Below are 11,167 nucleotides of genomic sequence, written 5' to 3'. Positions count from 1 at the left end.
AGCCGGCCACCAAGCGTCACGCTACGATCAACCCTTCGAGCCTGCCCGGGCTCGGTGACAGACAACGAGACCTGCACCAGACCCGGGGCGCATCACCCTTAGCCGGGCTCCTTGTCACCGCGGGTCTGGTTGCAGGGTGGCTCGGCTCTGCGGCGGCCTCCGAAGTGGCGTATCTGCTCGCGGCCGGGATCGGCGGCTACACCTTCGCGCCCGGCACGCTGCGGGCTTTGTGGCGGCGCCGGATCGGGGTCGGCACCCTGATGACCATCGCCCTGGCCGGCGCCCTGGTGCTCGGCCAGTTCGCCGAAGCCGCGATGCTGGCGTTCCTGTTCTCCATCAGCGAGGCGCTGGAAGACTATTCGCTGGCCCGCACCCGCCGCGGCCTGCGTGCACTGCTGTCCTTGGTGCCCGAGCGGATCACAGTTCTGCGCGACGGCGGCGAGGCCAGCATCGCGCCGGCGCGACTGCGGGTCGGGGACCGAATGCTGGTACGGGCCGGGGACCGCGTCGCCAGCGACGGCATCGTCCGGAGTGGACAGTCCAGCGTGGACACCTCGGCCATCACTGGCGAGTCGGTACCGGTGGAGATCGGGCCAGGCGAGGAGGTGTTCGCCGGGTCGATCAACGGCACCGGCGTGCTCACCGTCGAGGCCACCGCCACCACCGAAGAAAACTCACTGGCCAAGGTCGTCCGCGTCGTCGAGGACGCCCAGCAACGCAAAGGCACCCGCCAGCGCCTCGCCGACCGCATCGCCCGACCCCTGGTACCCACAATCATGATCCTCGCCGCGCTCATCGCCGGGCTCGGTGCACTGCTCGGGGATCCGGCGGTGTGGATCGAGCGTGCGCTGGTGGTGCTGGTCGCCGCCGCTCCCTGCGCGTTGGCGATCTCCGTGCCGGTCACCGTGATCTCCGCCGTCGGCGCTGCCAGCCGGCTGGGTGTGCTCGTCAAAGGCGGCGCGGCGCTGGAAGCCCTCGGCGCGGTCCGCAGCATCGCGCTGGACAAGACCGGCACCTTGACCCGCAACCAGCCCGTGGTCACCGAGATCGTGCCCGCGGCAGACATCAGCCCGCAGCGGGTGCTGGCGGTGGCCGCTGCCCTGGAGGCCCACAGCGAACACCCACTCGCCGCCGCGATCCTCACCGCCGCCCCGAACCCACGCGCCGCCGACGGCGTGACGACGGTGCCCGGCGCCGGGCTCAACGGCAGCCTGAACGGCGTCCCGGCCCGGATGGGCAAGCCCGGCTGGATCGACGCCGGGCCGTTGTCCGGAGAGGTGACCCGCTTGCAGGAGAAGGGCACCACCGTGGCCGTGATCGAACACGACGGCACCGTGCTCGGGCTGATCGGCATCCGTGACGAACTCCGCCCCGAAGCGCCCGACACCATCCGCACCCTGCGCGCGGCCGGGCTGCGGGTGACCATGCTGACCGGAGACAACGCCCGCACCGCCACCGCCCTCGCCAGTCAGGCAGGCATCGCCGACGTGCACGCCGAACTGCGCCCCACTGGCAAAGCCGCCCTCATCGAGCAACTGCGCGACCGGCACCGCGGCACGGTCGCTATGGTCGGCGACGGCGTCAACGACGCCCCTGCCCTGGCCACCGCCGACGTCGGCATCGCCATGGGCGCCATGGGCAGCGACGTCGCCATCGACACCGCTGATGTCGCCCTCATGGGCACCGACCTGCGCCACCTGCCGCAAGCCTTGGCACACGCCCGCCGAGCCCGGGTGATCATGCTGCAGAACATCGGCCTGTCCGCGGCAATCGTGCTCACCCTCGTGCCGCTCGCCGCACTGGGCATCCTCGGGTTGGCCACCGTGGTGCTCATCCACGAACTCGCCGAAGTCTTCGTCATCGGCAACGGCGTCCGTGCCGGACGACTCCGTCCACTCCGCGGCACCACCACACCCGCCCTCATTGCCCCGCACCAGATTCAGCCTGGGCCGAGAGCGGCGCAGGACGACGGTTGCGCGTGCTGCGCCCCCGAATCCCAGACCACGGCGCGGAAGCGCATGCTGCAGATTTCACCGATGAGGAAGCTGTGACATGAGAATCCAGGTCCCACACGTCCCCGGCTGTCCCGACGCAGCCGTGCTGGCCGAGCGGCTCGCCCCGTTCCTGGCTGCGCAGCCCGACGTGCACCTCGAACGGCAAGTCGTGACGGATGACGCCGAGGCCGTGGCGCTGGGCATGTCAGGCTCGCCGACGCTGCTCATCGACGGCGCGGACCCGTTCGCCGAGCCGGACCTGTCACCAAGCTTGTCCTGCCGGCTGTACCGGGACCCAGACGGGCACCTCAGCGGAACGCCTTCGTTGACACAGCTCTGCCGCGCCCTCGCGACAGCGGAGAACGGCCATGCCGCCCGCAAAACGGCGCCGCCGGAATGAGCCAGCGAGGTGGGCTCAGCCCCCCACCAAGGTGGCACGGCGTCTCGGCCTCGGTGACGTCCGCACCGCTTGCTCTGGTCCACCTCGTCGCGCTGATCGTGTGCCGGGCCACCGACACTCGACGGCCGTGACAAGTCCCTTGGGCCGCCTGGCGTCCGCGGCATTCCCCTTCCGGCGGTCAGCCACGGCTCTCGTCACGCGTTCAGAGCACGGTTAGCTTTTGGCGGAGGTTGTCGCCAGATGCGAAGGACGCTTGTCACGGAACGCCCCGCACCAGGCATTCCGCTTCGCCCTGCGCGGGAGTTCTGACGCCGATGCCGTGACGTCCGAGTGTGCGGGCTTTGACCAGCGCAGTGGTAGACGAGGCGAGCTGCTGGGCATCTGGATATGGTGAGTGGTCGGCCATTGGCGTAGGAGGAGACGTCCGTGACGCATTCTGACAACTACGCGCCCGAGAGCCTCAGCAGCGTGCTCGGCGCGATCGCGCGCACCCTGCAGGCCGAACCGGACGTCGAGACGACCCTCGGGGCGATCGTGAAGGCCGCCGTGGACCATGTCGACGGCGCCGAGTACGCCGGGATTTCCCTGGTCGAGGACGGCCGGATCCGCGCCGTGGCTCCCACCAGCGAGGTCGTGCCCATGATCGATGAGATCCAGCACCGGACAGGTCAGGGGCCGTGTCTGGATGCGATCGCCCGGCACGACGTCTTCCGCACCGGCAACCTGCTCGATGAGCGACGCTGGCCAGCTTTCGCGCCCGATGCCGCCGAGACCGGTATCCGCTCGATGCTGTCCTACCGGCTGTTCATCCTCCACGACACCCTGGGCGCGCTGAATCTCTACTCCACCCAGGTCGACGCGTTCAGCGACCGGACCGAGAAGGACGGGAAGGAGTTCGCCACCCACGCCGCGATCGCGCTGGCCGGAGCCCAGACCGAAGCCCAGCTGCACGCCGCGATTGAATCCCGTGACGTCATCGGCATGGCCAAGGGCATCCTCATGCAGCGCCACGACCTCGACCCCGTGCAGGCGTTCCGGTTGCTCGTCGAGTCCTCCCAGGCCAGCAACCTCAAACTGCACGACGTCGCCGCCTGGCTTGTCGGGCACCGTCGCGAGCTGTAGCTCCGTACGGACGCCGGTCCGGATCGGCCGGCCCGGGGGTGTCGCGGCGTTGCCGGTGGGTAGGGCTGGTCACGGCGTTGTCGATGTTCAACTTCCGGTGCCTGGGGGTATTGCTCAGGTACCGGCGCACCGGCGACCGGGGAGAGGAGCGCGAGCCGTGAAAGGTGACATCGAGACCTACTTCGAGAACGGGCAGTGGAAGAACAAGGTCGAGGGCAGCCGCCGGGCAGCGAACACCCACGATACGAAGAAGGCGGCCCAGACCAGAGGCCGCGATATGGCCCGGGAACGCAAGGTCGAGCACTTCATCCGCACCAAGGACGGCCGGATCGGGGAACGCAACACCTACGGTCACGACCCCCGCAGCATCCCCGGCTGAACAGGCCACGCGGCACTGCCAAATCTGTACCTGTGCCTGTGCACCCAGCGACCTTTCACGAACACGGCCTACCCTCATCCGTACCTTCCGGGGAAATCCGAGGCAGACCCCGAGCAGGCGGGACTTCCTCCTGGAACATGGCCCATCGGCTCAAGCCGAAATCGGCAGCGCGCTCCGGCCTTCCCTGCCCGGGCGAAGCGACGATGGCGTCGATCTCGTCGAGGTTGAGCTGTCGCCAGTTGTCGAGGTCGTCGTTCGCCAGCACTTGGGGAGGCGTGCCGCCGACCCCTCCACGGCCGGCAAAAACGCCATCGCCACCTTCGTGACCCCGTGGGAGGAGGTTCTGCCGATCGACGAGAATGCGAACGCGGGTGTGGCGTCCACATCGCGGCGTTGCACGAGGATGCTCTTGGCCATGCCGATCACGCCCCGGCTTTTCCATGGCAGTGTGCAGGGTGAGCTTCGGTCCGGGCACCGACGAGCGCGATCGCGGCGTGGATGGCGAACATGCGGCCGTTCTGCTCGGTCTCGTCGCCTTAGACGTCCGTCTCGGTCGAGACGAGCCCACCACAAAAGATCTTGTAACCCACGGCGCCAGTACCCCGCACCGAGACGACAATCGTGGACACGCGGCGCGGTGGCATGGCGCGCGTCGGACCCGCCGGCAGGCGTTCACCCCCTCACCTGCCGGCGGGCCGCATTACGCGAGTGCCGCCACAACGCCGCGAGGCTGGGGTTCGGCTGGCCGGCGAGGGACACGGTCCGGACATGCGCGAGAGCTTTCACGACGAGCTGAACCGCCTCAGCGCACAGCTGAGGCTGATGTGCACGCTCGCGGCCGAAGCGACCCGCCGGGCAAGCAGATCACTGCGGACCGCAGACCTCGACCTCGCCGAGCAGGTGATCGCCACCGACGCCTAAATCGACTGGGCCCGCGCAGACTGCGAGTCACACGCCCAGGCCCTGCTCGCCCTCCAAGCACCCAAAGCACACGACCTGCGGACCATCCTGGCCACGATCGACTGCGCCGAACGGCTCGAACGAATGGGCGACCTCGCCGCGCACATCGCCGGCATAGCCCGCTTCGCCCACCCCCACCACGCCGTGCCCGCCCAGCTCGAATACGACTTCGCCGAGATGGCCGACGCCGCCGCCGGCATGGCCGACCGACTCGCCGAGCTGATCGACCGCCAGCGCCCATGCGGATTCGCCGACATCGCCGACCTCGACCAGACCATCGACACCAGGCACGCCCACGTCCTCGCCCTGATCACCAGCGACCAGTGGCCTCACGGCGTCCAGACAGCCATCAACCTCGCTTTGCTCGCCCGGTTCTACGAACGCTTCGGCGACCACGCCGTCGCCGTCGCCAACCGACTGGGATTCGCCGCCACCGGCGAACTTCCCTTCCACGCCCACACCTAACTCGGCACCACGTCAGCCTGACCACAGTCAAGTGAGTCCGGCCCGGCCAGCTACGCCGCCGGCGCCGCGCCCAAGCCGCCCTTGTTCCCAGGCCTCCTCGACAGGCAGCCCCGCTCTCACACACTGAATCTCTCCGTTATAACGGTGCCGACAAGCACAGTGTGCCGTGTGGCCCGGACGCGCCCGCCGAGTAACGAGCCGGGTCAGCCCCGTCGCAGGATGCGGTTCGCCGACCAGCCGAGCAGCACGAGCTCCGCGACCGAGAACCCCAGCAGCGCCACCGGGCTCGACACCCACACCAGCGCGAACCCCACGGCGAGCACCGGCACCACCAGCCCCGCGTACGCCGACAGGAACAGCCCCGCGAGCACCTCGCCCCGCGCACGCGGGTCGGCGAGCGCGGCGACGGTGGCGACCGAAGCGCGGAACCCCAGGCCCAGCCCGACTCCGGCCACCACGCTGCCCACGAGGAAGAGCCACAGCGAGGGCAGCAGCGCGGCCACCGGCAGCACCACGAGCCCCGCGGCCATCAACGCGAACCCGAGGCGCAACTGGACACCGGACCGCAGCGCGGCGAACAGTAGCTGCCCGAGCGCGGCGGCACCCAGCAGCGAAAACGCCGTGGCCCCGGCGAGCAGGTGCCCGGGCTCGTGCAGGCCTTGGGCGAGCAGCGTCGGCGCGAGGGACGTGAACAGCCCGGTGATCGCGAACGCGGCGAACGCCCCGATCGCCGCGCCGGCGAACGCCGGCTTCGCGCCGGCCGGCAGCGCGAGCCGCTGCGGCCGGTAGGCAGGCCGCTCGTCCCACTGCTCGACGGTCTCCGGCACCAGGGCCACGGCGAGCGCGAGCACCAGCAGCGCCACCAGGTACCACTCGAACGGCGCGGTGAGCGGCCTCGACGCGTACTGCGCGAACAAGCCGCCCACGAGCGGTCCCACGCCCAGGCCACCCAGGTTCACCACGCTGGCGATCAGTCCGGCGCGGCCGGTGCGCTCACCAGGGCGGGCGATGGCGCGCAACTCCGCAAGGTACGCGGTGGCCGTGGCGGTCAGTGCGCCGATCCCGGCACCGGTGATCAGCCGCGCCAGGATCAGCCCCGGCACTTCCGGCCACGCCAGGTAGAGGGCGGCCGCCAGCGCCTCGGCGAGTATCGCGGCGACGATCACACGGCGCCGGCCGAGCCAGTCGCTTACGTGCCCGGCGAGGTAGAGGCTCGCCATCACGCCCACCGCGTAGGCGACGAAGACAAGGGTGACCACGAAGGTCGGGAACCCGTCCCGGCGCTGATAGAGCGCATAGAGCGGGGTCGGCACAGTGGAGAACGCCAGGGACGCCGCGAACGCCACGGCGATCACGCGGAATCCCCAGCCGTGGCTGAGGCGCGCACGGGACACGACGGGCGAAACGGTGTCAAGCATGGCTGCCTTTCTAAGAGGTCTGGTACTTCCGACAATCCCCGCGCGAACTCATTTCGTCGAACGAAAAGTCTTGGTTAGACTTATCGTGATGAGTGCAAATTGACGGCGTGGAGTCCCGTCAGGAAATCGAGGCAGACGCCACGGTCCAAGTGCTGGTGTTCACCAGCACCGGCCCCGACTACTTCATTTCCTACGTCGACGTGACGCGGATCGCCGAGTACCGGGCAGAGGCGGCGAAAATCACCGGCGAACCATCGATCGCGTCCTGTCCCTCCATCTCAGCGCAAGCCGTCTCGTCACCTTGACACCGACCCGCGCCAGGCCACAGCCGGTCTTCGCCGCAGTCGCCTTCCTGCGGTTGCGCCTGGGAAAGCGGCGAAGGATGTGGACGGATCCCGCCGATCACTGAACAAAGAATTGAACGTCGTGGACGTCATCGCCCGACGCGATACCCACCGCCGTCGCCCTCATCCGCGAATACCACGATAAGGGTGGGTCGTCCGGTCAGCGGGGTTGGTGAGGCTGTCCGTCAGCTGTAGGCCTTCCGACGTTCTCCGGCTGAATGCCGCTCAGGGCCATGTCGAGGACCTCCCGGACGAACCGGTCGTTCACGGGTGCGTGGCCGTGCAGCAGCCGGTGGTAGAGCGCGCCGTAGAGCAGGTCGAGTGCCACGTCGACCTTGATGTCGCCGGGGATTTCGCCGCGGTCGATGGCGCGCCGGAAAATCGCCGCGGCCTGGTCGCGACGCGGTTCGACCACGCGGTGCCGGTACTCGGCGGCGAACACCGGGTCGTTCTGCGCCTCGGCGAGCAGCGCCGCGATCACCCTCGCGTAGGGCCGGCTGCTCGCCAGCCGCGCCCACGGGCGCAACAGCGAGAGCAGGTCGCCGCGCAGCGTGCCCGTGTCCCGGGCGTGCGGGCTCGCGGCGGCCCAGTCGGTGTACAACGCGTCCAGGGCCAGCGCTTCCTTGGTGGGCCACCACCGGTAGATGGTGGCCTTGCTGGCCCCGGCCCGCTCCGCGACCGCGTCCATGCTGACCGCGGAAAGACCGTGGGCCAGCAGGAGTTCCGCGGCGGCGGCGAGGATGGCCTGGCGCGCCTCCTGACTGCGCGGGCGGCCGCGTTGCGGGCTCTCGGTGGTCATGTCACGCCGCCTTCGCGCCCGGCACCATCCGGGCCAGCACCTGGAACAGGCCGGCGATGTCGCGGTGCCCGAAGCCCAGGTCCTCGGCTTGGCTCAGTACCCGGTCGGCGGTCGCGGCGGCAGGCGCCGGGACCCCGGACTCGCGGGCGGCTTCGAGGGCGAGACGGATGTCCTTGTGCATGAGCATCACATCGAACCATGCCTCTTCGGGCAGGTCCAGCGCGAGCGGGGCGCGAGCTTGCAACATCGGGGACCCGACCGCCGAGCGGGCCATCGCGTCAGCGGCCACCTGTGGGTCGATCCCACCGCGCTCGGCCAGCAGCAGGCCCTCGCTGAAGGCGAGCATCTGCGTGGCGAGACTGATGTTGATCGCCAGCTTGAGCACCAGCCCCTGCCCGTTCGTACCGGCGTGGACGATGGTGGCGCCCAGCCGGCGCAACAGCGGTTCGACCGCCAGGAACGCCGCGTCCGGACCGCCGACCATGATCGTCAGTATCCCGGTCTCGGCCGCCGGGACGCTGCCGGAGACCGGCGCGTCGATCATGGTGGCGCCGGTGGCGCGAACGCGTTCGGCCAGCTCGCGGCTGGCCCGCGGGCTCACCGTGCTCATGTCGACGTAAACGAGGCCAGGGCGCAATCCGGCCACGATCCCGTCCGGTCCCGAGGTGATCGCGGCCAGCGCCGCGTCGTCGGTGACCATGCTGAAGACGACCTGCGCCGCCGCCGTGACCTCGCGCGGTGTGTCCCGCCAGATCAGCCCGCGCTCGACGAGCGCGGCGCCCCTGGCACGGGTCCGGTTGGTCCCGTACACCTGGTTTCCCTCAAGCAGGCGGCCGGCCAGCGGCGCGCCCATCGATCCGAGTCCGATGAATCCGATCGCGGTCATCGTGATCACTTCTCCTACTTCACTGCTTGGATTTCGGTCAGGTCCTGCACCGTCAGTTCGAGGTCCGCCGCGGCGAGAATCGGGTCCACCTGCGACGCCCGCCGGAACCCGGTGATCGCGCCGCTGACGGCCGGGTGGCGCAGCGTCCAGGCCACCGCGACCGCGCCGGGTGTCACGCCGTGCCGCTCGGCGACCGCCCGCAGCCGAGCGGCCAGCGCCAGGTGCCAGGAAAGCCGGGGCTCGGTGAACCGCGGGTCGGTCTTGCGCCAGTCGTCGCCGGGCATCGCCGCGATCCGCTCCCGGGTGATCGCCCCGGTGAGCAGACCGGAGCCCATCGGCGAATAGACGAGCACGCCCATCCCGGCCCCCTCGGCGAACGGCAGGACCTGCACCTCGACCTCGCGCTCGATCAGCGAGTACTGCGGCTGGATCGTCTCGACCGGCGCGATTTGCTGCACGCGACGCAACTGCTCGAGGCTGAAGTTGGACACCCCGATGTGCCGCACCAGGCCCTTGTCCTTCAACTCGGCCATGGCCGCCCAGCCCTGCTCGATGTCCTCGTCCGGGATCGGCCAGTGCACCTGGTACAGATCGATGGCGTCGACGCCGAGCCGTTCCAGGCTCGCTTCGGCCTCGCGCAGGATCGAGTCCCGCTCGAGGCTGTGCCGGACGCGGCCGGTGCCGTCGTCGAGCAGTGAGCTCTTGGTGAACACGTACGGCCGGTGATCGACGCCGCGCAGCGCCTGGCCGACGATCCTCTCCGAGTGGCCGAACCCGTACGCGGCGGCGGTGTCGATCCAGTTGACCCCGAGTTCGAGGGCGCGGTGGATCGCGGCGACCGACTCGTCGTCCTGCTGAGGTCCCCAGCCGAACTCCCAGCCACCGCCGCCGATCGCCCAAGCGCCGAAACCGACCCGGGTGATGTCCATCCCGGTGCCACCGAGCGGGCTTGTCGCAAGGTTTGTCTTCATGATGTGCCCCTTCCTGTCTCCCATCAAAACTAGACGCCTAGTTTCGTTATTCGCCACCGCATGCACCTGTCTGCCTTGTCACACAGGGAGCTACTTCCCGGAACAGGTCGAGGCTTCACGCAGTTGCCACATTACGAAACTTCCAGTTCTGTAATTGATCACAAGGAGGAGGCCATGGCCGTCCTTGCCATTCCCCTCGGGGACAAGCGTTCGTTCCTGTTGCAGCGCGCGCAGCCCGCGATGACCGGGCTGATCGACGGCTCCCTGTCGACCCTCGCGCCCGTCTTCGCCGTCGCGTTCGCCACGCACCAGCCGCTCTACGCGTTCTTCGCCGGACTGGCCACCGCGATCGGCGCCGGTGTCAGCATGGCGTTTTCCGAGGGGCTGTCCGACACCGGCGAGGAGACCGGGCGTGGGAATCCTTACCTGCGGGGCGCGATCACCGGAGCGGGCACGTTCCTCGGCGGCGTGCTGCACACCCTGCCGTTTCTGATCCCTGCCTACGGCGCGGCGCTGGGAGTGGCCCTCGCCACCATCGCCTTCGAACTGGTGAGCCTGGCCTGGATCAGGTGGCGCTTCTTCGGCACCGGTTTCATCCGTTCCTTCGTCGCGATCGCGATGGGCGGAGCAATCATCACCACTGTCAGCGCCGCGCTCGGCGCGATCAGCTGAGCACACGATCGGCGTCGCATCCCGGATTCCGCCTCGTACGCACCTTGTCACGGCAAGCGTCCGCAGGTCCGCCGTCTCCTGCGGAAGCGCGCGGACTACTAACGCGTGCCCTTCACGAAGTCGCCAGGCATGATGTCGGCATGCCGCCCCGCGTCCTGCTCGCCGACGACGACCGCGCCATCCGCGAGTCGCTGTTGCGCGCGCTGGAGCTGGAGGGCTACGGGGTCACGGAGGTGACCGACGGGGTCGCCGCGCTGGCCGTGGCGCGGCGCGATCGCTTCGACGTGCTGATCCTCGACGTGATGATGCCCGGCGTCGACGGGCTCGGCGTGTGCCGCGTGCTCCGCGCCGACGGCGACCCGACCCCGATCCTGATGCTCACCGCCCGCCTCGAGCCGCCGGATCGGGTCGCCGGTCTCGACGCGGGGGCGGACGACTACCTCGTGAAGCCGTTCGATCTCGACGAGTTGCTCGCCCGGCTGCGGGCGCTGCTGCGGCGGACGTCGCCTGACGCCGCGACGCCGAGGGTCCTGCGGCTCGGCGCGCTGATCGTGGACCCGGCGGCTCGGCGGGTGCGGTGGCACGAAGGGGAGGTCGAGCTTTCGAAGACCGAGTTCGACCTGCTGGAGCTGCTGGTCCGCAACGCCGGGATCGTGCTCGACCGCACCACGATCTACCAGCGCATCTGGGGCTACGAGTTCGGCTCGGATTCGAAGAACCTGGCCGTCTACATCGGCTACCTGCGCCGCAAGCTCGA

General features: G+C 69.5%; 13 protein-coding genes. 9 read left to right on the top strand and 4 right to left on the bottom strand.

Features of this window, described 5'->3' with window-relative positions; genetic code table 11:
• Window positions 1-41 precede the first annotated feature (41 nt).
• The 6 genes from AB0M56_RS49945 to AB0M56_RS49920 all read left to right on the top strand — a co-directional run bounded on the left by AB0M56_RS49945 (window position 42) and on the right by AB0M56_RS49920 (window position 5,320).
• Window positions 42-2,051 (top strand): cation-translocating P-type ATPase, encoded by a 2,010-nt coding sequence (locus tag AB0M56_RS49945; RefSeq protein WP_364190558.1) that lies wholly within the window; start codon window positions 42-44, stop codon window positions 2,049-2,051.
• A 1-nt stretch (window position 2,052) separates the two neighbouring features.
• A complete protein-coding gene (locus tag AB0M56_RS49940; protein WP_364190553.1) occupies window positions 2,053-2,394 on the top strand; it encodes a thioredoxin family protein in 342 nt (113 codons plus the stop codon).
• Window positions 2,395-2,820: 426 nt separating this feature from the next.
• Window positions 2,821-3,516, top strand: a complete 696-nt coding sequence (locus AB0M56_RS49935) for a GAF and ANTAR domain-containing protein (RefSeq protein ID WP_364190551.1) — start codon at window positions 2,821-2,823, stop codon at window positions 3,514-3,516.
• 157 nt (window positions 3,517-3,673) lie between these two features.
• The gene (locus AB0M56_RS49930; RefSeq protein WP_364190550.1) at window positions 3,674-3,895 is read left to right on the top strand and encodes a DUF2188 domain-containing protein; all 222 of its coding nucleotides are present in this window, start codon (window positions 3,674-3,676) and stop codon (window positions 3,893-3,895) included.
• Between the two features lie 768 nt (window positions 3,896-4,663).
• Window positions 4,664-4,816 carry a hypothetical protein gene (locus AB0M56_RS49925; RefSeq protein WP_364190547.1) on the top strand — a complete coding sequence of 51 codons (153 nt, stop codon included), beginning with the start codon at window positions 4,664-4,666 and terminating at the stop codon, window positions 4,814-4,816.
• Window positions 4,817-5,320: a PhoU domain-containing protein gene (locus AB0M56_RS49920; protein ID WP_364190555.1), complete on the top strand. Its 504-nt coding sequence runs from the start codon at window positions 4,817-4,819 to the stop codon at window positions 5,318-5,320.
• A 203-nt stretch (window positions 5,321-5,523) separates the two neighbouring features.
• Here AB0M56_RS49920 and AB0M56_RS49915 read toward each other — a convergent pair whose 3' ends face one another.
• Window positions 5,524-6,738 (bottom strand): MFS transporter, encoded by a 1,215-nt coding sequence (locus AB0M56_RS49915; RefSeq protein WP_364190545.1) that lies wholly within the window; start codon window positions 6,736-6,738, stop codon window positions 5,524-5,526.
• A gap of 107 nt (window positions 6,739-6,845) precedes the next feature.
• Between AB0M56_RS49915 and AB0M56_RS49910 the strand changes: the two genes are divergently transcribed.
• A complete protein-coding gene (locus tag AB0M56_RS49910; RefSeq protein ID WP_364190543.1) occupies window positions 6,846-7,043 on the top strand; it encodes a hypothetical protein in 198 nt (65 codons plus the stop codon).
• Between the two features lie 199 nt (window positions 7,044-7,242).
• Here AB0M56_RS49910 and AB0M56_RS49905 read toward each other — a convergent pair whose 3' ends face one another.
• From AB0M56_RS49905 to AB0M56_RS49895, 3 genes are read right to left on the bottom strand one after another with little or no spacing between them, the layout of a single operon-like run.
• A complete protein-coding gene (locus tag AB0M56_RS49905; protein WP_364190541.1) occupies window positions 7,243-7,881 on the bottom strand; it encodes a TetR/AcrR family transcriptional regulator in 639 nt (212 codons plus the stop codon).
• A gap of 1 nt (window position 7,882) precedes the next feature.
• Window positions 7,883-8,767: an NAD(P)-dependent oxidoreductase gene (locus tag AB0M56_RS49900; protein WP_364190539.1), complete on the bottom strand. Its 885-nt coding sequence runs from the start codon at window positions 8,765-8,767 to the stop codon at window positions 7,883-7,885.
• Between the two features lie 14 nt (window positions 8,768-8,781).
• Window positions 8,782-9,738, bottom strand: coding sequence for an aldo/keto reductase (locus AB0M56_RS49895; protein ID WP_364190537.1), 957 nt, complete (start codon window positions 9,736-9,738; stop codon window positions 8,782-8,784).
• A 174-nt stretch (window positions 9,739-9,912) separates the two neighbouring features.
• Here AB0M56_RS49895 and AB0M56_RS49890 point away from each other — a divergent pair, with 174 nt between their 5' ends.
• Both AB0M56_RS49890 and AB0M56_RS49885 read left to right on the top strand, forming a co-directional pair.
• Window positions 9,913-10,410 (top strand): hypothetical protein, encoded by a 498-nt coding sequence (locus AB0M56_RS49890; RefSeq protein WP_364190534.1) that lies wholly within the window; start codon window positions 9,913-9,915, stop codon window positions 10,408-10,410.
• Window positions 10,411-10,550: 140 nt separating this feature from the next.
• Window positions 10,551-11,167 (top strand): response regulator transcription factor (locus tag AB0M56_RS49885; protein WP_364190531.1); only part of this gene is annotated, 617 nt, incomplete at its 3' end.

The organism is Amycolatopsis sp. NPDC051372, from assembly GCF_040682095.1.
Classification (GTDB): Bacteria; Actinomycetota; Actinomycetes; order Mycobacteriales; family Pseudonocardiaceae; genus Amycolatopsis.
Note: the sequence above shows the minus strand (reverse complement) of the source record. Positions and strands in the feature narration are given on the sequence as shown.